The organism is Rathayibacter sp. AY1C9, from assembly GCF_002932315.1.
GTDB lineage: Bacteria > Actinomycetota > Actinomycetes > Actinomycetales > Microbacteriaceae > Rathayibacter.
The window spans coordinates 191,234-212,009 of the sequence record NZ_PSVZ01000002.1; the positions used below are offsets into that span (position 1 = coordinate 191,234).

Below are 20,776 nucleotides of genomic sequence, written 5' to 3' on the forward strand. Positions count from 1 at the left end.
CTCCGGCCCGCAGCGCACGTCGCGCGCGCCGGATAGGGGTCCCGCAGGCGGGGGTGGGGTCAGTCGGCGGCCTTGGCGGCGCGCTCGGACTTGATGCGGGCCTGCTCGCGGCGGACCTCCGCGTAGCGGTTCTGCTCGACGCGCAGCCACTCGGGGACCTCGTCGAGCAGGGCCTGGATCTCGGGAGTGGTCAGCGCCTCGGTGACGCCGCCGCGGGCGAGCCCCGAGATGGAGACGTTCAGCCGGGAGGCGATGACGGAGCGGGGGTGCGGCCCCTCCTCGCGCAGCTGCACGAGCCAGGCGGGCGGGTTCGCGGCGAGCTCGTCGTACTGCTCGCGCGTGATCGCCGACTCCTGGAACTCCTCCGGGGTCGCGGGCAGGTAGACCTGCAGCTTCTTCGCCGCGGTCGCAGCCTTCATCGTCTGTGTCGCCTTGGCCATGCGGCAACCCTACCGGCGCGGCCCGGACCACCTACCCTGAGGGGATGAGCGAGCAGCCCGAGACCGTCGACCCGCAGGCCGCTCCCGAGGCGGAGGGGCGTCCGGAGGGCGGGGCGGACGCGGCGGCTGTCGACGCGTCGGCCGGATCGGGCGCGGTCGGCGCCGGAGCCGGAACCGAGTCGGACGACACGGACGGCGCCTCCGAGGACGGCGACTCCGACGACCTCGACTCCGAGGACAGCGACGCCGGGGACAGCGATGTCGACGACGCCGACTCCGACGCCGAGGACGCCGTCCCCGCCGGCCCCGTGCTCGCCGTCGCCCTCGTGCCCGGCGTCACCCCCACCAAGTGGACCCGCGTCTGGGGCCAGCGCCGCTCCGATCTCCCGCTGCGCATCACCGTCGTCGCCGAGCGCGATCAGGAGCAGGCGCTGTTCGACGGCCGCGCGCAGCTGTCGTTCGTCCGCGGCGACGTCTCCTCCTCCGCCCTCAGCTCCATCCATCTCTATGACGAGCAGCCCGTCGCCGTCGTCGGCCGCGAGCACGCCCTGGCCGCCGCGGACGAGCTCGACGTCGCCGAGCTGGCCGGCGAGCACCTCCTCCAGGATCCGGAGGACGTGCCGGAGTGGGCCGCGGTCGCCGAGGAGCTCGCGGACGGCTCGCGGCGCCCGCTGCCGCGCATGGCCGGCCTCGACGACGCGGTCGAGCAGGTCGCGGCCGGCGTGGGCGTGCTGATCGTGCCGCAGTCGGTGGCGCGCGTGCACAGCCGCAAGGACGTCACCGCGGTGCCGGTGACCGGCGTCGCTCCCTCCTCCGTCCGCCTCGCCTGGGTGACGGACGACAAGGGCGACGACGTCGAGGACTTCATCGGAGTCGTCCGCGGCCGCAGCGCGAACACCACGCGCGGAACCGCCGCGACGCCGAAGGTCGAGTCGCGGGCGAAGGCCGCCAAGGCGAAGGCGCGGGAGGCGCGCGAGAAGGCGGAGAGGGCCGGCGGCGGCAAGAAGAAGCCGGCCCGCGCCAAGGCGTCCGCGCCGGCGGTGCGGCGCACCCGCAAGCCCCGCGGCCGCTGACCGTGGCCGACGACGCCGGCTGGTCGCTCCGCCCCGCGACCGCGGAGGACGCGGCAGCGATCGCCGAGCTGCGCGCGGTCGTCATGCGCCCGTCGCTCGAGACGCTCGACCGCTACGACGAGCACCGCGTGCGGCACCGCTTCCTCGACGGCTACCGGCCCGAGCTCACCCGGGTGATCGAGCTCGACGGCGCCTTCGCCGGGAGCATCGCCGCGCGGGTCGAGCCGGACGCGGTCTGGATCGAGCACTTCTACCTGGCGCCGCACGCACAGGGACGCGGAGTCGGCGGCGCCGTCCTGCGCCGGGTGATGGCGGAGGAGGCGCGGCCGGGTCTGCCCTTCCGGCTCGACGTGCTGAAGCGCAGCGACGCCCGCCGCCTCTACGAGCGGCACGGCTTCCGGTTCGAGCGCGCTCTGGAGTGGGACGACATCCTCGTCGCGCCGCCTGTCTCCTGACCCCTGATCGGGGAGGACGACGGGGCGCGGGCCGCCGCTAGCATGAGCGCGATCCCCTCCGCCGGGTCGGCCGCAGGGCGACCTCCTCCTGGAAGCAGGCACTCCGCCGTGTCCCCGCTCGTTCTGAGGTCCGCCGCCTCCGCGGTCCTCGTCGCCGCCCTGGCGATCACCTCCAGCCCGCTCGCCTCCGCCGCATCGGCGGCCGCGCCGTCGGCCGCCCCCGTCGCCGCATTCGGCGCCGCCTCCGACGCGCCCCGCTCGATCGTGCTCCCCGAGGGGCAGCCTCTCTGGCAGCCCAGCGCCGAGTCCCCCCTGCCCGCCGTGCCGGACGAGGCGCCGAGCGCCGCCCGTGCGAGCGCTGCGGCGTCGATCAGCGGCCGTGTCGTGGTCGAGGAGGCCGACGGCTCGATCGCGACCACCACTCCCCGCGGCGCCCTCCTGAACGTCGAGGTCTGGTCGAGCGAGGCGGGGCTCCTCGGGAACCACTCCGTCGCCGGCGACCTCACCTTCAGCATCGACGGGCTCACCGCCGGGCAGACCTACTACCTGCTGATCAAGGACAACGCCGACCTGTACGCCGACCTCTGGTCCGGCGGCAGCGCCGTCGCCCGCAGCGCCGAGCCGCTTCAGGCCCCGGCGGCCGGCGTGCAGCTGCGCACCGCACGGCTGGGGTCGCTCGAGGGACGCCTGAGCGGCGTCGCGGGCGACCAGCGCGTCGACATCTGGTACCGCGACCCGGGAACCGACGGCTACTTCCGCACCGGCGAGCTCGACCTGATCACGGGCGGCGACAACCCGTACTCGTTCCAGCAGGTCGTCCCCGGCGACTACCTCGTCCGGGCGTCGAGCCGCGACGACGTGATCGACGACAGCTACTGGGACCACGTCCTCCGCTCGGGCGACGCGGGCGACGTGCGCGTCCCGGTGGGCGGATCGGCCGCCGGGATCGACCTCTCGCTGAGCAGCGACTACCAGCAGTACACCGGCCGCCTCGCCGGATCGGACCGCTACGCGACCTCGGTGGAGGCGACGGGCTACTTCTCCCCGGGCATCCCGGTGCTCTACGTGGCCAGCGGGGCGAACTGGCCGGATGCGCTGAGCGCCGGCCCGGCCGCCGCCGCCCTCGGAGGCGCGCTCCTGCTCACCGATCCCGACCGCCTGCCTCGGGTCGTCTCCGACGAGATCCGCCGCCTCCGCCCGGAGCGGGTCGTGGTCGTCGGCAGCGAGCTGAGCGTGAGCCCCGGGGTCCTCTCCGCGATCCGCTCGATCGTCGGCGGCACCGAGCGGATCGGCGGGACGGACCGCTACGACACCTCCCGCCGGATCGTCGCGGACGCCTTCGGCGCCGGCCCCTACTCGAACATGTTCGTCGCGACCGGCACGAACTTCCCCGACGCCCTGTCGGCCGCGCCGATCGCCGGCTGGCGTGCGCAGCCCGTGCTGCTGGTCGACGGTGCGACCTCGGGCGCCGACTCCGCGACCGCGACCGCGGTGCGCGCCCTGGCGCCGGAGCACGTGGAGTTCCTCGGCGGCGACCCCTCGATCCGGGACGCGTACGTGGCGGACTTCGCGCGTCGCGGCCTCGCCCCCTCGGTCTCGAGGATCGCCGGCCGCGACCGCTACGAGACCAGCGTCGAGCTGAACAGCGCCTACCCCCAGTCGCTGCTGCAGGACAGCGTCTTCCTCGCCGCGGGGTCCTCCTTCGCCGACGCCCTCTCGGGAGCGACGACGGCGGCGGCCCTGGGCTCGTCCGTGCTGCTGACCGAGCGCGACTGCGTGCACGACTCGACGCTGCGCTTCCTGGCCTCCAACTCGAAGAACTACGCGTTCCTGCTCGGCGGGGAGCCGACGCTCACCGAGGACGTGGCGAACCTCCGCAACTGCGAGTACGACTTCTGACGACGCGTGCTCCCGGGGTCCGGGGCTAGGGTGCGAGCATGCCCACGAGCGATGAGACCTGGACCCTGGCCGAGCACGACGTACCGGTGTACCGCAGCGGTGAGGGCGGCCGCGCGCTGATCCTGATCCACGAGGTCTGGGGGGTCGACGGGCACATCCGCTCGGTCGCCGACCGCTACGCGGCCGAGGGCTACAGCGTCGTCGCCCCCGAGCTCCTGGCCGACAGCGGCCTGCTCGAGCAGCTCGACGAGGAGCAGCGCGCCGACTACGACCACCCGGTGCGGCGCCTGCCGCGCCAGGTCGAGCTGCGCACCTTCTTCGCCCCCGTCTTCACTCCGGAGCACGCGACGCGCACCGTCGCGATCCTCCGCGCCCTCGTCGAGCGGCTCCTGCGCCAGGAGGGCGCGACCAGCGTCTCCGTCACCGGGTTCTGCTACGGCGGCACCTTCTCGTGGGCGCTCGCGCTGGCCGAGCCGCGGCTGGCGGCGGCCGTGCCGTTCTACGGGCACGTCACCGCGTCCGCCGAGGAGCTCGGCGCGCTGCAGGTGCCGGTGCTGGCGTTCCTGGGCGATCAGGACGCTTCCCTCGTCGAGCAGGTGCCGCGCATCCGCGAGGCGACCGAGGGCAAGGACGTCGAGGTCGTCGTCTACCCGGGAGCGGGCCACGCCTTCTTCAACGACGCGAACGAGCAGACCTACCAGGCCGAGGCGGCGACCGACGCCTGGCCGCGGGCGCTCGCGTTCCTCGGAGCGCACGCGGGCTGAGCGGGCTGTGCGGGATCAGCGGGTGAGGATCCACGCCACCAGGTAGCTGCGCGAGTCGGCGCTGTCGATCGAGGAGTCCGGCAGGCGCTCCGCCCGCGCGAGAGCCGCGGCCGGGTCGCTGGTCGCCTGCAGCATCAGCACGTAGTCGGCGAGCGGCGCGCCTGGGGCTCCGGCCACGAGCTCGTCGACCCGCGAGGGGTCGGGGAGGAACGCGGTCGACGGCGGCATCGGGATCAGCTCGATCCCCAGCAGCGCCGAGGGTGTCGCGTCGAAGAAGGTGGCGTAGTCGCGCTTGCCGCCCCAGTTGATCGCGACGAACGGCGCTTCGAAGCCGACCGGCGTCTCCGGGCTCAGCCAGAGGTCTGCGGCCGCCTGCGTCTCGAGGGAGAGCAGCCAGCGCGCCTCCTCGAGCAGCGGCGCGTTCCCGGAGGCGGCGGCCCAGAGGGCGAGGCCGTTCCAGGCGTTGACCGCCTCGGACACCGACTCCTGGTCGTTGCCGTCCCGGGCCGGCGCGAGCCCCGAGGCCCAGGAGTGGCCGCGGTACGCGTCGAACACGCGCAGCCGCGGGAACTCGGCGGTGTCGACGGGAGAGGCGAGATCCAGGGCGAGCAGGTCCGCGACGGTCCGGTACCGCTCGAGGAGGGACGGGTCCTCGGCGGCCAGCATCCCGACGGCGGAGAGCAGGTAGCCGTAGTGGAAGTGGTGGTCGTTGAACGCGTCGGACCCGAACGACGGCGCGGAGCCGACGACGCCTCCGAGCACGGGGTCGTAGACGACGCACTTCACGGCACCCGGTGCGCAGCCGCGCGGGTCGAGCCACTGGTCGAGCTCGGCGGCGATCCGGTCGTGCAGGTCGGCCGCCACCTCCTCCAGGCCGAGGTCGACGGCGAGACGGTGCAGAGCAGCGGCGCGGTAGAGCTCCTTGCCGGCTCCGTAGGTGTCGGGCGCGGCGAAGCGGGTGGCCGCGGCGTCGAGTGGCACCTGCGTCCGGAGCGTCGTCTTCTCCTCGGCCGTGAGGGAGCCGAGATCGAGCGCCCCCGACTCGACGATAGTGGGGGCGGCGCGGGAGAACGACGTTCCCGCACGGAGCCCCACCCGGCCGTAGAGCGTGTCGTAGCCGATCGCCCCCTCGGCCCCGAGGCCGAAGAACGTCTCGGCGCCGCCCTCGGTCCGCAGCGCGTAGGTCGTGGTGGTGGTGCTCGCCGTGACGTCGTGGGAGACGCTCGCGCCCTCGAGGGGCACTGCACGACGCCGAAGCTCGTCGATCCGCGCCCTGCTCGCTCCCGGAGGCACCGCGAAGAGGAGCAGCGTGCCGTCCAGCGTCATCCGGGGGAACGTATCGAGGGCGGCGGCGGGCGCCACCAGCCCGTACCGCTGTCCGCCCGCGGTGACCAGGAGCAGGCCGCCGGCCGCGCGCTCGGGAGCGGTGGCGCCTCCGATCAGCACAGTCTGGGCGCTCTCGGTCCGGTAGGAGGCGTAGGGCCAGCCCTCGGCTGCGACGAGCTCACCGGCACCCGCGAGGCTCCAGTGCGCGACGAGGTCGTCGAACGCGGAGAGCGCCACCGCGCTCGAGGGGACCGTCACGGTGAGATCGTCCCGGGCGAGGGCGTAGACGGTCCGCGGAGCCGCCTCCACGATCGGGAGGCCCACGGTGAAGCCGTCGGCGCGCGGCGTGACGGTGAGGATCCCTGAGTAGAGCGGGAGATCCTCCCCGAACACCGGTCCGGACACCCACGAGTTCGTCGGCGGCCGCACCCCTTCGGCAAGCCGCGCCGTCCCCGCGTAGGGGCCGGGGACCTGCGGCAGCTCCCGCGCGTGCACGGACGCTGCCACGGCCCAGTCGGACGCGGAGCCGTCGGACGTGCATCCGGTGAGGCCTGCGATCGCGAGGGCGAGAGCGAGGGCCGCCCCCGCCCCGCGCCTCACCGCGCGAATCCGCCCGGCGTGAAGAGCCTGCCGAGCTGGGCGACCAGCCAGCCGCCGAAGCCGTCGCCGTCGTCGCGGAGCCGCACCTCCGCCGCGACGGGAGCTCCGACCACGGTGTAGTCCTGCGTCGTGATCTCGTCGGTGCGCGCGCGGATGACGGTCGTCGCCCGCCCCTCGTGGAACCGCTCCACCTCGACGTCGTAGATCTCGGCGTCGACGGTCGTCCCGTCCGGCATCGCCACGGCGACGGTGCCGCCGATCGGGACCCGCGAGTAGTCCCGGGCGCCGAGCACGAACTCGCTCTCGAGGTGGATCGAGTCCGAGATCGCGACGACCGCGATCATCTGGTCCTCCTCGACGAAGGAGCCGATCTCGGCGTCGACCGATGTGACCACGCCGTCCAGCGCCGCCGTGAAGACCATCAGGCCGCCCTCCTCGATCCGGTAGCCGACATCGGCGCTGGTGAACGTCTTCGTCTGCATGTCGGACTCGAGGACGGTGCTCTGCAGGCTGAAGAGCACGTCGCCCTTCTCCACCGCGTCGCCGCGGGAGATCGTGAGGTCCTGGATCGTGCCCGCGTAGGGCGTCCCCAGCGAGTACTCGTCGGTGACGAGCTGAGCGCTCGCCGCCCGCACGGTGAGCGAGGAGTTGTTCGCGTAGACCAGGCCGGCGGCGGCGACGCCGAGCGCGAGGGCGCACGAGGCGAGGAAGCCGAGCCAGCGCAGCGCGGTCATGCCGCACCCACGGCGAGTCCGTGGCGTCCCGCGGCGGCGGGGCCGCTCGGAGCGACCACCTCGGCCCGGGCGGCGCGCTTCAGGAGGACGTGCTCGCGCGCCGCGATCACCGCGAACGCTCCGAGCGTGAGGGTGTTCAGGACGTTCCAGGCGAGCGCCACCGAGTACTCCGCGGTCCACTCCGCCTTGAGGAAGCCGACGACGGAGGTCGCGGCCAGGAACACCAGGAAGACCATCTGCACCTTGATGAAGTTGAAGGGCGAGGCGGCCTGCCCGGTCGCGCCCGTCGAGGTCCAGGCCGGCTTCCGGCCCGCGAGAGCGAGGAAGAACGCCTTCGTGTACATCGGGAAGGTGACGGTCGACAGCAGCAGCGTCTCCCACCGGAACGAGCCGATGATGAACAGCGCGAGCCCGATCTGCAGCACGTAGAACCCGCAGTAGAAGAGGATCCACTCGACGAGCGGCACCTCCAGGCTGACCGGCGTGATGTTCAGGTAGATCTGCAGCGGGGGCAGCACGATCAGGCCCAGCGGCACGATCCCGGTGAAGTAGAACGTGACGGTCATGAAGTACTGCACGCGCTGGTCGGTCGTGAGCCGGCGCTTCGGCGAGAACGGGTTGTGCTTGAGCAGGATCTCGAACCCGCCGACGGCCCAGCGGACCTGCTGGCGGACGAAGGCCTCGATCGTCTCGGGCGTGCGCCCGACCGCGAGGGTCATCGGCACGAAGATCGAGCGCCAGCCGCGCTCGTGCACGAAGATCGACGTCCAGATGTCCTCGGACTGCGAGCCCTCGTACATCCCGCCGATGTCGTCGAGGGCCTTGCGGCGGAAGACGGCGTTGGTGCCCACGCAGAAGGCGGAGTTGTACTTGTTCTTGCCCGGCTGGGTGAGGGCGTAGAAGACGATCTGCATGTAGGCGGAGCCGCGCGAGATGAAGTTGTGCGCGTTCCCGTAGACCTGCGGGGCCTGCACGAAGGCGACGTCGTCGTGGGCGAAGAAGGGGAGAGTCTCCTCCAGGAACTCCGGCACGGTCACGAAGTCGGCGTCGATCATCACGGCGAAGTCCGAGTCGGTCAGACGGAGCGCGTGGTTCACGTTGCCGGCCTTGGCACCCGCGCGGTCCTCGCGCACCACGTAGCGGACGCCCAGGCGCTCGGCGATCGCGGCGACCTGCGGGTCGTCCCCGTCGTCGAGGAGCCACGTCACGTGGGTGCCGCGCATGTCGCGGGCCGCACGGGCCGTCTCCTCGATGATCGCGGGGTCCTCCCTGTAGGTCGTGATGAAGACGTCGACGGTGATGCGGCGGCGGCCGAGGTAGAGGTCCTCGCCGATCGGGATGCCGTCGACCGGGCTCCCGTAGAGCGTCGCTCGGGTGGAGTGGAAGGCGGAGTCGCGCGGGTCGTACGTGCTCGACAGGGCGGTCCACATCGTGAGCGCGGCCTGGCCGATCAGGTAGAGCTCGCAGATGATGACGATGGCGAACGGGAGGGGGTCGCCGATGTTGCGCGGGTTGAGCAGGAAGGCGCCGTAGAGCAGCGCGCCGGCGCCGGAGAGGAGCACGATCATGATGAGCGAGGGCGACTGCTGCTTGGCGCGGCTGGTGACGGCACGGGGGCTGGCGACGCGTTGCTGGCGCGTCAGGAGCGGGCGGATCTCGGGTGGAGCGGGAGGACCAGGGCGGGCGGGGGTGCTGGGGTTCACGGGTGAGCTCTTCGGGTAGGTGGAAGCGGGGGCCCGGAGCGTCGTCGGTCGGGGGTGCCGGACGGCGCGCCGGAGGAGCGCCTGTGCGCGCGTTCGGCTCAGGTCGCTGATGCGCCGCGGTCCGTCGGGTACGGCGCGGGCGTCGGGGCCGCGGTCCCGTCGGGTACGGAGTCGCGGTGCGGAGGCCGCCCGTCATCGGGGATGTCGGCGGCGGTCCCCATGTTCGACCTGGGAGAGTGCCGGGACAAGAGCCGGAAGAGGACGTGTCCGCTAGCGGACACCCCGTTCCGACACCGCGGCTCCGCGGCGCTGAGCTCGCCGACGGCCGGAGTCAGCGCGGCCGGACCGGCAGCCAGCCCCGCCGGGCCGCGAGCACGCCCGCCTGGAAGCGGCTCTCGGCGCCGAGCAGATCGAAGAGACCGGCGATGTGCCGACGGCAGGTGCGCACGCTGAGGTCCAGCCGTGCCGCGAGCGCCTCGTCGGTGAGCCCGGCGGCGAGGCCCTGCAGGATCGACCGCTGCACCGCGGAGAGGGAGGGCTCCTCCTCGGCACCTGCCGCCTGCAGGGGCGCTGCGAACTCCCACGCCGCGTCGAACACGCGCGCCAGGGTCGCCGCGAGCTCGGGGGAGCGGACGACCAGGGCGGCGCGGTCGTCCTCGTCGCGGGAGCGGGCGACGATCGCGAGCGAGCGGTCGAAGACCACCAGCCGGAAGGGCAGCGTCGGGAGGGTCCGGAACCGCGCGCCCAGCGGCTCGAGCTCCGCGACCGAGCGCCGGAGAGCCGCGTTGTCGCGGCGGCGGTCGTGGTACAGCGTCCGCCTCGCGATGCCGCGCCCGAGCAGCTCGCGGTCGACGGCGTCGCTCGCCTCGTGCCGCTCCACGCTGCTGGTGCCGGGAGCGGCGATCAGCACCTCCTCCGAGGCTCCGCGCTGCAGGTCGAGGAGCAGCCGGAGGACGGTCGCCGGGTCCTCGATCACCTCCACCTGCTCCGCGGCGGCGAGGGCGCTGCGGGCGCTCCGGTAGGCGGGGACGAGGGCCATCAGCTCGCTGCGGCGGCGGGTGATCCCGGTCTGCAGCTCGAGGAGGCGCCGCTCGTCCTCGGCGATCAGCTCGGCCAGGGCGATGTCCGGTGCGGCCGTGGCGAGCGATTCCGCCCCCGCGTGCAGCGGAGCGAGCAGCCGGAGCCCGATCAGCTCGTCGCTCGCCTCGCGGAGGCCGTCGACGGTGACGCCGAGCTCGTCCGACGCGCTCTCGAGAGACCAGTCTCCGCGCACGGACGCGTGCAGGTACAGCGCGATCGCGTTCTCGCTCAGCACCGGCGGCCCCCCGTTCTCCCGACCCTCCCGAGTGTAGGAGGCGCGCACTCAGCGCCGCCGCGCGAGAACCGCGACGACGGCGAGCTCACCGGCGAGGACCAGCGCTACCGCTCCGAACACGGCCGGGCCGACCAGCGCGGCGAGCGGAGTGAGACCGGCGTTCGCGAGGAGGGGGGCGAGGAGACCGATCACGACTCCGGTACGGCGGGCGGGGGGCTGCCGGCGGGCGACGGCGACGACGCTCAGCGAGGTCGCGGCGGCGGCGGCGAGCACGAGCAGGAGGACCGCCGCGGGGTGCGGCTCCCCGAGCAGGAGCAGCGCGGCCAGCGCGGCCCAGGCGAGGGCGCCTCCGGCGGCGACGGGGCCGAGGTGCGGGGTGGCGGGGGGTGCAGTGGCGGTCATGGTGCGTCCTCTCGTCGTGGTCCTCCGAGCCTCGCGGAGGCCCGTCGGCGGCACCAGATCAGCATCCGGGCACGGCAGCATCCGGACATGCGGCGGACCCCCGGCTCCGCGCGGGGCGGAGGGTCGGGGGACCACCGGGCGCCCGGGCAGGCTCCGGCCGTGGCAGCATCCGGTCAGTCGGCCTCGCGCAGCCTCCCGCCGGCGAGGTGGAGGCTGCGCTGCGCACGGCGCGACGGCGGAGTCGTGGGTGACGTCGACTCCTGCTCCCCGGGCGCCCGCTCTTCCCGGGGCGGTGCCCGCGGTCGTAGGCTCGCGCTCATCCGCAACGGGAGGGGCCGACGATGACCGCCACGAGAGAGACGTCCGCCCCGCCCGAGCTCAAGCGCGTGCTCGGCCCCAAGCTGCTGCTGCTGTTCGTGGTCGGCGACATCCTCGGCACCGGGATCTACGCGCTCACCGGGCAGGTCGCGGCCGAGGTGGGCGGGGCCGCGTGGCTCCCCTTCGTGATCGCGTTCGTCGTCGCCACGCTCACCGCCTGCTCCTACCTGGAGCTGGTGACGAAGTACCCGCAGGCGGCGGGCGCCGCGCTCTACGCGCACAAGGCGTTCGGGATCCACTTCGTCACGTTCCTCGTCTGCTTCACCGTGATGGCGAGCGGGATCACCTCGGCCTCCGCCGCCTCGGGCGCCTTCGCGAGCAATTTCGCGATCGGCTTCGGGCTCGGGGACGGCGCGGGGACGCGGCTGAGCATCGCGCTGGTGTTCATGGTCTGCATCGCCCTGGTGAACCTGCGCGGTGTCGCCGAGAGCGTCGGGCTGAACGTGGTGCTCACCCTGATCGAGCTCTCGGGCCTGCTGCTGGTGATCTTCGTGTGCTTCTTCGCGGTGTTCGGCGGGCAGGCCGACTTCTCGCGGGTGGTCGCGTTCGAGGCGCCGGAGGACAAGTCGCTGCTGCTCGCGGTGAGCACCGCGACCTCGCTGGCGTTCTTCGCGATGGTCGGATTCGAGGACTCCGTGAACATGGCGGAGGAGACGAAGGAGCCCAGCCGCATCTTCCCGCGCGTGATGCTCACGGGTCTCGGCATCACCGCCGTGGTCTACGTGCTCGTGTCCACGCTCGCCGTCGCGATCGTCCCCGTGGGGGAGCTGGCCGGCAACGACACTCCGCTCGTCACGGTCGTCGAGGCCGCGGCGCCCGACTTCCCGATCTCGACGCTCCTGCCCTTCATCTCGCTCTTCGCCGTGGCCAACAGCGCGCTGATCAACATGATGATGGCCAGCCGCCTGCTCTACGGGATGAGCCGCCAGGGCGTGCTGCCGCCGTTCCTGCAGAACGTGCTGCGCGGACGGCGCACGCCGTGGGCCGCGATCCTCTTCACGACGGTGATCGCCCTGCTCCTCACCGCCTACGTGTCGCGCGACCCCTCCGACCCCATCGCGGTGCTCCTGGGCGGGACCACGTCGCTCCTCCTGCTGGCGGTCTTCGCCGTCGTCAACGTCTCCGTGCTGGTGCTGCGCCGGCAGCCGGTCGAGCACCGTCACTTCCGGACCCCCACCGTGCTGCCGGTGCTGGGCACGATCGCCTGCGTCTACCTGGTGCTGCCGATCACCTCGGGACGCGACATGGCCCAGTACGGGATCGCGGGGGTGCTGCTCGTGATCGGCGTCCTGCTCTGGGCGGCGACCTTCATCGACCGGCGGGTCCGCGGCTACGCGCGCACCGCGGCGATCGCTCCGGAGGAGCTCGACGCCGATCCCGCGGAGGACGCATCGGGAGCGCACAGCGACGGCATCGGCCGGTCATAGCCGATCCATAGGGAACTCCCGATACTGGAGTCATGAGCACCCCGGCCCCCTCGAAGCACCTCGCCCCCGCGCAGCGCACCCGCCTGAAGCGGGCCGACGGGACGCCGATCCGCGTCCTCGTCGTCGACGACGAGAGCACCCTCACCGACCTGCTCCAGATGGCTCTGCGCTACGAGGGCTGGGAGGTGCGCACCGCGGCCGAGGGCCGCGCCGCGATCACGATCACCCGCGAGTTCCGGCCCGACGTGATCGTGCTCGACGTGATGCTCCCCGACATCGACGGCCTCCAGGTCCTGCAGCGGGTCCGCGCGGACGGCAGCGAGACCCCGGTCCTCTTCCTCACCGCGAAGGACGCGCTCGACGACCGGATCGCCGGGCTCACCGCCGGCGGCGACGACTACGTCACCAAGCCCTTCTCCCTCGAGGAGCTGGTCGCCCGGATGCGCGGACTCATCCGCCGCAGCACCCTGCTCGCCAACGACGCGGACGACCCCGAGGTCGTCGTGGGGGACCTGGTGCTGAACGAGGACAGCCACGAGGTCCGCCGGGGCGGCGACGAGATCGAGCTGACCGCCACCGAGTTCGAGCTGCTGCGCTTCCTGATGCGCAATCCGCGCCGCGTGCTCAGCAAGGCCCAGATCCTCGACCGGGTCTGGTCGTACGACTTCGGCGGCAAGTCGAGCGTGGTCGAGATCTACATCTCGTACCTGCGCAAGAAGATCGACGCCGGCCGCTCGCCGATGATCCACACCGTGCGCGGCGCCGGCTACCTCCTGAAGCCCGCCGACCAGTGAGCCGCACCGGCCGCCCGTCGCTCGGCGACTTCGCGACCCGCTCCGCCCTCCGCAGCTCCCGCAGCGGCCGGCGCGCGCCGTGGACTCTGCGGCGGCGGATGGTCGTCGCCGTGGTCGCGCTCGTCGCGGTGACGGCGGGCGTCGTGGGAGCGGTCAGCGTGCTCTCCGCCCGCTCGATCCTCTACGGCAGCACGGACGCGTCGCTCAGCCAGTCGGTCACGCGCCTCCAGGACTTCGACGGGCCGAGCCGCTTCGGCGGGTCGAGCGCGATCGAGCAGGCCACGACCTGCCCGAGCGGATCCTTCGGCGGCGGCCCGAGCCAGAACCTCAGCACCATCACCGCCGTCCAGGGCTCGGACGGCTCCTTCATCGGCGCCTACGTCGACGCCGACGGGGTCTGCCGGCAGTTCTCGGACCCGGCCGACTCGGTGCTCGCGGCGGCCGTCGCCGCAGGGGGCGAGGAGGCGACCATCGAGCTGCCCGGGAGCCTCGGGACCTACCGCGTGCGCGCGGCGGCGGTCGAGGGCTCCGTCGTCGTCGTCGGCGTCCCCCTGGGCGAGGTCGCCGAGACGCTCGCCTCCCTCACCTGGGTGGTCGTCGTGGTGGTGCTGCTGGCGATGCTGCTGGTCGCCCTCGTCGCCACCGCGATCATCCGCGTGGCCCTGCGGCCCCTGGAGCGGGTGGAGGCGACGGCGACCCGCGTGGCCGAGCTGCCGCTGGACCGCGGCGCCGTCGAGCTGGTCGAGCGGGTCCCGGAGGAGGACGCCGACACCCGCACCGAGGTCGGCCGCGTCGGCGCCGCCTTCAACCGCATGCTCGACCACGTCACCGGTGCTCTGGAGTCGCGGCAGGCGAGCGAGGACAAGGTGCGGCAGTTCGTCGCCGACGCCTCGCACGAGCTGCGCACTCCCCTCGCGGCGATTCGCGGCTACGCGGAGCTGCCCCGGCGCGGCGGGACCGAGCTGCCGGAGTCGGCGGCCTACTCCCTCGATCGGATCGAGTCCGCCGCCACCCGGATGACCTCGCTGGTCGAGGACCTCCTCCTGCTCGCCCGCCTCGACGAGGGCCGCGACCTCGAGAAGGAGCCCGTCGACCTGACGCTGCTCGTGATCGAGGCGCTGTCGGACGCGCACGCCGCGGGCCCCGACCACGAGTGGGACCTCGAGCTCCCCGAGGAGCCGATCGAGATCCGCGGCGACGGCTTCCGGCTGCACCAGGTGGTCGCCAATCTGCTGCGGAACGCGACCGTGCACACGCCCCCCGGCACCCGGGTCGTGGCGGCGCTCGCCGAGGAGGTGTCGGAGGGGCGGCCGATCGCGGTCGTGACGGTCACCGATTCCGGCCCGGGCATCGCGCCGGAGCTGGTGCCGGTGCTGTTCGAGCGCTTCGCCCGCGGCGACTCCTCCCGAGCGCGCACGACCGGATCGACGGGGCTGGGCCTGGCGATCGTGGCGGCGGTCGTCGACGCCCACGGCGGGCGCGTCCTCGTCGCGTCCGAGCCGGGGCGCACGAGCTTCCGCGTCGAGCTGCCGGCGGGCTGAGGGCCGGGGCGGCGGTCTCCCGCCGCCCGCCCTACACCGAGACGCCCAGCCGGCGGCGCGCGTCGTCGAGGGTCCGCACCACGGCGACCACCTCGTCGAGCGGGTGCAGCGGCGACTCGGTGCGCCCCTCCGTCACGTACTGCGCGACGTGCAGCGCCTCCCAGGCGAGGCCCTCGCCGCCCTGGAGCGGCGTCTCGTCGATCCACGACCCGCTCTCGGAGCCGCGGGTGAGCGTCACGCCGCCCGGCGTCCAGAACGACGGGTGCACGTCGATCCGCCCCGCCCGCCCCGCGACGCTCGCCGCGTGGCGGGTGTCGGCCAGCACGGTCGAGGTGGCCACCGACTGCACCCCGTGCGCGTGGCTGCCGACGATCGTCGCGGTCGCGTCGACGCCCGTCGAGGTCATGCTGCCGGCGACGACGGTGCTCTGCGGGGTGCCCGCCACCATCGAGACGAAGGAGGAGGCGTAGACGCCGACGTCCAGCAGGCCGCCGCCCGCGAGCGCCGGGTCGAAGATGCGGCTGGAGGGGTCGAAGTCGAAGGCGGCGCCGAAGTCGGCCGAGACGACGGCCGGCGCGCCGACCGCCCCGTCGGCGAGCAGCTGCCGTACGACGTCCATGTGCGGCAGGTAGCGCATCCACATCGCCTCCATCGCGAAGACTCCGGCGTCGCGCGCGGCGTGCACGATCATCTCGGCCTCGCCCGGGGTCGGCGCGAACGGCTTCTCGACCAGGATGTGCTTGCCCGCGGCGATGGCGAGCAGTGCCTGGCGGGCGTGCTCCGAGTGCGGGGAGGCGATGTAGACCACGTCGACCTCCGGATCCTCGACCACGGCCTCGTAGCCGGCCGAGGCCCGCTCGATCCCGAACCGGCTCGCGAACCGCTCCGCGCGCTCCAGCGAGCGGGAGCCCACCGAGACCACGCGCTGCCGGGTGTGCTTCTGCAGCGCCTCGACGAACGAGCCCGCGATCGAGCCGGGCGCGATCACCCCCCAGCGCAGGACGGGGGAGTCGAGGAGGGAGGGGAGTCGGGGCTCGGGGAGCGTCAGTGCCATGCGTCCACGCTAGGGCCCCGTGCCCGGCGGGGGCGAGGGGGTGCGCGGCGGTCCCCTAGGGTGTGACGGCACGCGCAGTCGCGGGCGGAGGAGGACGTCATGCCCGAGTGGTACACCCTGGGCGTCGTCGCCCTCGTGATCGTCGTGGTGGTCGTCGCGATCGTGCGCTTCCGGTTCAACCCGGTGCTGGCGCTGGCCGTCGGAGCCGCCGCGATCGGCCTGCTCACCGGGCTCGGCCCCGTCGACACCGTCTCCACGATGACCACCGGCTTCGGCGAGGTGATGATGGAGGCGGGCCTCCTGATCGGCTGGGGCGTGCTCATCGGCGCGATGCTCAACGAGATGGGCGCCGTCGTCCGGCTCGTCGAGGGCCTGCTGCGCGTCTTCGGCCGCCGCGGGATCCCCTACGCGCTGGGCCTGTCCTTCGCCACCTACCTGCAGACGATCTTCGTCGACGCGCTGATCGTGATCGCGGCCCCGCTCGCGCGCCGGATCGCGCCGCGGCTGGGGCGCGCGGGCACCGGCATCGTCGCCGTCACCTTCGCCGTCGGGCTCGAGACGGGCATCGTGATGATGGTGCCCGGCTTCGCCGCGGTCGCGCTCGCGGGGCTGCTCGGAGTGCCGCTGGGCGTGATGATGCTCGGCGGATTCGCGGTGGTGGCGCCGACGGTCGTGGTCACGATCCTGCTGATGTCGCTCGCGTTCCGCCTCGGCTTCTGGGACCCGGCGCGCGACGAGCAGCTGGTCGTGCGCGACGACACGACCGGGCTCGCGACGGCGGGAGCGTCGCCCGATGCGGACGGCGGACGGCTGCCGTCGTTCGGCGCGCGGGGGCGCGGCGGGGCGTCCTCGGGCGGAGCCGGAGCGGTGTCGGGCGGCTCGTCCGGCTCGTCCGTCGAGGACGCGGCGGGTCCCGCTGAGGCACAGGACGCCCACGCCGCCCGCGAGCGCCCGCTCCTGCTCCTCTTCGCGCCCATGCTCCTCGCCCTCCTGCTCATCGCCGCGCAGGCGGTGCTCACCGTCTCCGGGATCGAGCTGCCGGTGCTGCAGTTCCTCGGGAACCCCGTCATCGCGCTCCTCCTCGCCGTGATCGGCACCGGAGTGGTCGGCCGGTCCACCGTGGGAACCGCGCGGATGGAGAAGGCGGTCGCCAAGGGCTTCCAGGACGGCGGGCAGATCTTCCTGCTCACCGGCGTCGGCGGGGCGCTCGCCGCGGTGATCGCGCAGGGCGACCTCGGCGAGATCCTGAAGGGCTACTTCTCGACCTCGGCGACCGCGCCGCTGCTGCTCGTCTGGGTGATGGCGGCCGTGCTGCACATCGCGGTCGGCTCGGTCACCCTCTCGGCGATCACGGCGGCCGGAGTCGTCGCGCCGGTCGCCGCGACACTCGGCCTCGACCCTCTGCTGATCGCGCTCGCCGCGGGCTCCGGCGCGCTGTTCTGCATCCACGTCACCTCGAACACCTTCTGGCTGCTGCAGAGCTTCCTCCGCCAGTCGGTCCGCGGCGCCCTCAAGTCGGTGACCGTCGGCGTCTCCCTCGCCTCCGTCCTCGCGCTCGGCGCCACGCTCGTCCTCTCCCTCTTCCTCTGACCGGGACCTGCTTCCTCCTCTCGCCGGATGCCACTCGGGCACCCGAGTCGCCGGGCGAGGCGTTCAGAACAGGCATCTCGCGGAGGTGACCCGGCCGACACGTGACGGAAACATGGAGCCTCTATCTTCCTGAGAGGGTTCACATCCGATTCGGAGATCCAGACGCCGATGGGGGCCCGATCCGTTCCGTCACGCCTCGACAAGGGAAGAACTCCGCTTGAGATCTCGAACCGCCCTCGCCTCCGGATGCGCCGCGCTCGCGCTCGCCGCCGGCGGCCTCCTGGTCGCCCCACCGGCGACCGCCACGACGACAGCACCCGCCGACTACACCCGCGTGGACATCGTGCGTCCGCCGTCCGCTCCGATCGCGGTGCCGACCAGCTACCCGCAGCAGACCCCGCTGACCGAGGTGCCCGTCGACCCGACCGACGCCTCGCTCCTGCGCGGAGTCACCCCCTACGATGCCATCGCGCCGCAGCTGAACGCGCTCGCCGCCCGCTCCGACCGGGTCTCGACCCAGGTGGTCGGGAAGTCCGGCCTCGGCCGCGACATCTACCTGGTCACCGTCACCGCCCCCGAGACCGAGGCCGAGACGGCGCAGCAGGCCGAGTGGCGCGACCAGCTCAAGTACGAGCCCGCCGCCGCGGCCGCCGACGCCGACCTGATGGACGGCTACAAGGTGCCGGTCTGGTTCAACGGCAACATCCACGGCAACGAGTGGGAGGGCAGCGACGCGATCCTCGAGTACATCGAGGGCGTCGCCACCGCCGAGGACGCGGAGACCGAGGCGCTGCTCGAGGGCAACCGCCTCTACTTCACCGTCACCAACAACCCCGACGGCCGCGCCCTCGGCCAGCGCGCCGTCGCCGCGGGCTACGACCCGAACCGCGACATGATCACCGGAGCCACCAGCGAGGCGGCCGTGATCCGCGACCTCTCGAGCGTGCTCCAGCCCACGTACTTCATCGACATCCACGGCTACACCGGGATCCTCCAGGTCGAGCCCTGCGGCCCGCCGCACGGCGAGAACTACGAGTACGACCTCTTCCTCCCGCACGCCTACGCGACCGCGCTCGAGATCGAGCGCCGCGTCGTCGAGGCCGACGTGCCCGGCAACACCTACCTCGCCGAGGACGGCAGCGCCACCACGGACAACACCGGGAAGATCCTCATCCCCTACCGCGACATCCGCGCGGGCTGGGACGACTGGCCCCCCATCTTCGCCCCGCAGTACGTCGCCTTCCAGGGCGCGATCACCAACACGGTGGAGCTTCCGCTCGGCCGCACGGCCAACAGCACTCCGGAGGAGATCGCCCAGGGCCAGGCCAACGCGGACATCGACGTCGAGGTCGCCGGGATCGTCATGGACGCCTCCGTCGACTACATCGAGGCCAACCGCGACGCGCTCCTGAGCAACCAGGTCGCCATCTTCGAGCGCGGCGTCACCGGCGCCCCCGCCATCGAGATCCCCGCCGACGTCTCCGCGGCCGACCTGCCCGCGGGCGTGCCGACCGAGTGGACCGAGATCTGGGACGAGACCGACGTCTACACGACCGAGTACCCGCGCGCCTACGTCATCCCCGTCGACGGCACGCAGCGCTCCGTCTCGGACGCCGAGACCCTCGTCGCGCAGCTGCTCGCCCACGGCGTCGAGGTGTCGCGGACCACGGCCGCCACGAGCGTCGGAGGAGTCTCCTACCCCGCGGGCACCTACCTGGTCGACATGCACCAGTCGGTCCGCGGCCTCGCCAACGTCCTCCTCGCCGACGGCAGCGACATCTCGAGCCGCGTGCCCGAGATGTACGACGTCTCGGCCTGGAGCCTCTCGCTCCTCTGGGGCGCCGACGTGCAGGCGATTGGCTCCACCACCGACGCCTTCCCGGCCGTCGGCCTGGAGCCGGTGACCGCCGTGGCTCCGGTGGGCTCCGTCCCGGCAGGCGCCGACTACCTCGCCTTCGAGCCGCGCGGCGTCCTGGAGTACCAGGCCGTCAACGCGCTGCTGGCCGACGGCGTCGCCCTCGAGCAGTTCGAGGACGGCACGATCGCCCTCCGTGCAGACGCCGCCGGGCTCGCGGCCGCCGAGGGAGCCGCCGCCGCCTTCGGCGTCGACTTCACGGCGACCACCGCCGACCGCGTGCGCGCCGAGGACGGGAAGGCGCTCGACGCCCTCCGCGTCGCCTACTCCGGCACGAACGAGGACCGCGACGCGCTGGCCAAGCTCGGCTTCGCCGACGCGGTCGCCGTCGACGCGGCCGCGCTCACCGCGGGCACCGCGACCCTCGAGGGCGCCGACGTGCTCTACGTGGGACGCGCCCTCTCCTTCACCGCGGAGCAGGCCGTGGGCCGCACCGTGGTCGAGGAGTTCCTCGCGGCGGGCGGCGACGTCGTCGGCCGCGGCGGCGCAGGAGCGGCCTTCGTGTCCGACTTCGGCCTGGCCGAGCTGACTGCGCAGACCGGCACCAGCGGCTCCAACGGCATCGTCTCGGTCGAGACGCCCGGTGGCGGCGTCCTCGGCGACTACCCGCAGGACACCGCGTTCGTCTCGCCGGCACTGTGGTTCGCCGGCTTCGACGAGTCGGTCGCGGTCGAGCAGAGCTACTCGGAGGACGGCACGTTCGTCGCCGGGCACTGGGTCGACTCCGACGGGCAGTCCCGGAGCGACGCGGCCGGGCAGGCCTCGGCCGTCTCGTTCTCGACGGAGTCGGGCACCGAGGGCTTCCTCTTCGGCACCTCGCCGGTGTTCCGCAACCACCCGGTCGGAGCGTTCAGCGACGTCGCCCGGGCGCTGCTCGTCGTGGCGCCGGAGGGCGCCGCCGTCGAGCTGCCGGGGACTTCGGAGCCCACGCCGACGCCGGAGCCGACCGGCTCGCCGGAGCCGACCGCGACTCCCGAGCCGACGGCGACGCCTGAGCCGACGGCGACGCCCGAGCCCACCGCGACGCCCGAGCCGACCGTGAGCCCCGAGCCCACGTCGACCCCCGAGCCCACGTCGACCCCGGAGCCCACGCCGACCCCGGAGCCCACCGTCGCGCCGACGGCCGGACCGACCGCCACGGCCGCGCCGATCACCGCACCTACCGGCCCCGGCGGCCTCCCCTCCACCGGAGTGGAGACCGGCTCCTGGCTGCTGCTCTCGGGAGGTGCTGTCGCCCTCGGCCTCGGCTCGCTCCTGATCGCCCGCAGCCGTCGCCGCGAGGACCAGGAGGCCTAGCCTCCGCCTTCGGGGAGGGATCGGGCGCCCGCCGCCCGGTCCCTCCCCGGTCCCTCCCCGTTCCCGTTCC

At 73.4% G+C, this 20,776-nt stretch carries 16 protein-coding genes; 9 read left to right on the forward strand and 7 right to left on the reverse strand.

The window, feature by feature from the left end; genetic code table 11:
• Positions 1-59 precede the first annotated feature (59 nt).
• Positions 60-440 carry a DUF5997 family protein gene (locus C5D09_RS03365; RefSeq protein ID WP_104223641.1) on the reverse strand — a complete coding sequence of 127 codons (381 nt, stop codon included), beginning with the start codon at positions 438-440 and terminating at the stop codon, positions 60-62.
• A 44-nt stretch (positions 441-484) separates the two neighbouring features.
• On the opposite strand from C5D09_RS03365, the gene C5D09_RS03370 reads away from it, so the two are divergent.
• The 4 genes from C5D09_RS03370 (at position 485) to C5D09_RS03385 (ending at position 4,631) form a co-directional block, all read left to right on the forward strand.
• Positions 485-1,513 (forward strand): LysR substrate-binding domain-containing protein, encoded by a 1,029-nt coding sequence (locus C5D09_RS03370; protein WP_104268599.1) that lies wholly within the window; start codon positions 485-487, stop codon positions 1,511-1,513.
• Between the two features lie 2 nt (positions 1,514-1,515).
• Positions 1,516-1,968, forward strand: coding sequence for a GNAT family N-acetyltransferase (locus C5D09_RS03375; protein ID WP_258061255.1), 453 nt, complete (start codon positions 1,516-1,518; stop codon positions 1,966-1,968).
• A gap of 108 nt (positions 1,969-2,076) precedes the next feature.
• Entirely contained in the window at positions 2,077-3,867 is a 1,791-nt protein-coding gene (locus tag C5D09_RS03380) for a cell wall-binding repeat-containing protein (RefSeq protein ID WP_104247770.1), read from the forward strand.
• A gap of 38 nt (positions 3,868-3,905) precedes the next feature.
• Entirely contained in the window at positions 3,906-4,631 is a 726-nt protein-coding gene (locus C5D09_RS03385; RefSeq protein WP_104268600.1) for a dienelactone hydrolase family protein, read from the forward strand.
• A gap of 15 nt (positions 4,632-4,646) precedes the next feature.
• Here the strand turns inward: C5D09_RS03385 and C5D09_RS03390 are convergent, their stop codons facing one another.
• The 5 genes from C5D09_RS03390 to C5D09_RS03410 form a co-directional block, all read right to left on the reverse strand.
• Positions 4,647-6,557: a glycosyl hydrolase gene (locus C5D09_RS03390; protein ID WP_104260438.1), complete on the reverse strand. Its 1,911-nt coding sequence runs from the start codon at positions 6,555-6,557 to the stop codon at positions 4,647-4,649.
• Positions 6,554-7,291 carry a biotin/lipoyl-binding protein gene (locus C5D09_RS17390; RefSeq protein WP_104247768.1) on the reverse strand — a complete coding sequence of 246 codons (738 nt, stop codon included), beginning with the start codon at positions 7,289-7,291 and terminating at the stop codon, positions 6,554-6,556. The genes C5D09_RS03390 and C5D09_RS17390 overlap by 4 nt, the downstream gene beginning before the upstream one ends.
• Positions 7,288-8,994, reverse strand: coding sequence for a glycosyltransferase family 2 protein (locus C5D09_RS03400; RefSeq protein ID WP_104268601.1), 1,707 nt, complete (start codon positions 8,992-8,994; stop codon positions 7,288-7,290). The genes C5D09_RS17390 and C5D09_RS03400 overlap by 4 nt, the downstream gene beginning before the upstream one ends.
• A 331-nt stretch (positions 8,995-9,325) precedes the next feature.
• Positions 9,326-10,309, reverse strand: a complete 984-nt coding sequence (locus tag C5D09_RS03405) for a LuxR C-terminal-related transcriptional regulator (protein ID WP_104268602.1) — start codon at positions 10,307-10,309, stop codon at positions 9,326-9,328.
• A gap of 48 nt (positions 10,310-10,357) precedes the next feature.
• A complete protein-coding gene (locus C5D09_RS03410; RefSeq protein WP_104268603.1) occupies positions 10,358-10,711 on the reverse strand; it encodes a hypothetical protein in 354 nt (117 codons plus the stop codon).
• A gap of 341 nt (positions 10,712-11,052) precedes the next feature.
• On the opposite strand from C5D09_RS03410, the gene C5D09_RS03415 reads away from it, so the two are divergent.
• The 3 genes from C5D09_RS03415 to C5D09_RS03425 are packed head-to-tail and all read left to right on the forward strand — an operon-like array spanning position 11,053 to position 14,851.
• Positions 11,053-12,516 (forward strand): APC family permease, encoded by a 1,464-nt coding sequence (locus tag C5D09_RS03415; RefSeq protein ID WP_104268604.1) that lies wholly within the window; start codon positions 11,053-11,055, stop codon positions 12,514-12,516.
• Positions 12,517-12,548: 32 nt separating this feature from the next.
• Positions 12,549-13,310: a response regulator transcription factor gene (locus tag C5D09_RS03420; RefSeq protein ID WP_104223650.1), complete on the forward strand. Its 762-nt coding sequence runs from the start codon at positions 12,549-12,551 to the stop codon at positions 13,308-13,310.
• Positions 13,307-14,851 carry a cell wall metabolism sensor histidine kinase WalK gene (locus C5D09_RS03425; RefSeq protein WP_258065458.1) on the forward strand — a complete coding sequence of 515 codons (1,545 nt, stop codon included), beginning with the start codon at positions 13,307-13,309 and terminating at the stop codon, positions 14,849-14,851. The genes C5D09_RS03420 and C5D09_RS03425 overlap by 4 nt, the downstream gene beginning before the upstream one ends.
• 31 nt (positions 14,852-14,882) lie before the next feature.
• Here the strand turns inward: C5D09_RS03425 and C5D09_RS03430 are convergent, their stop codons facing one another.
• Positions 14,883-15,905 (reverse strand): Gfo/Idh/MocA family protein, encoded by a 1,023-nt coding sequence (locus C5D09_RS03430; protein WP_104223651.1) that lies wholly within the window; start codon positions 15,903-15,905, stop codon positions 14,883-14,885.
• Between the two features lie 99 nt (positions 15,906-16,004).
• Between C5D09_RS03430 and C5D09_RS03435 the strand changes: the two genes are divergently transcribed.
• Both C5D09_RS03435 and C5D09_RS03440 read left to right on the forward strand, forming a co-directional pair.
• Positions 16,005-17,495 carry a GntP family permease gene (locus C5D09_RS03435; protein ID WP_104268605.1) on the forward strand — a complete coding sequence of 497 codons (1,491 nt, stop codon included), beginning with the start codon at positions 16,005-16,007 and terminating at the stop codon, positions 17,493-17,495.
• A 217-nt stretch (positions 17,496-17,712) separates the two neighbouring features.
• A complete protein-coding gene (locus C5D09_RS03440) occupies positions 17,713-20,706 on the forward strand; it encodes a M14 family zinc carboxypeptidase (RefSeq protein ID WP_104268606.1) in 2,994 nt (997 codons plus the stop codon).
• The last annotated feature ends 70 nt before the right edge of the window (positions 20,707-20,776 follow it).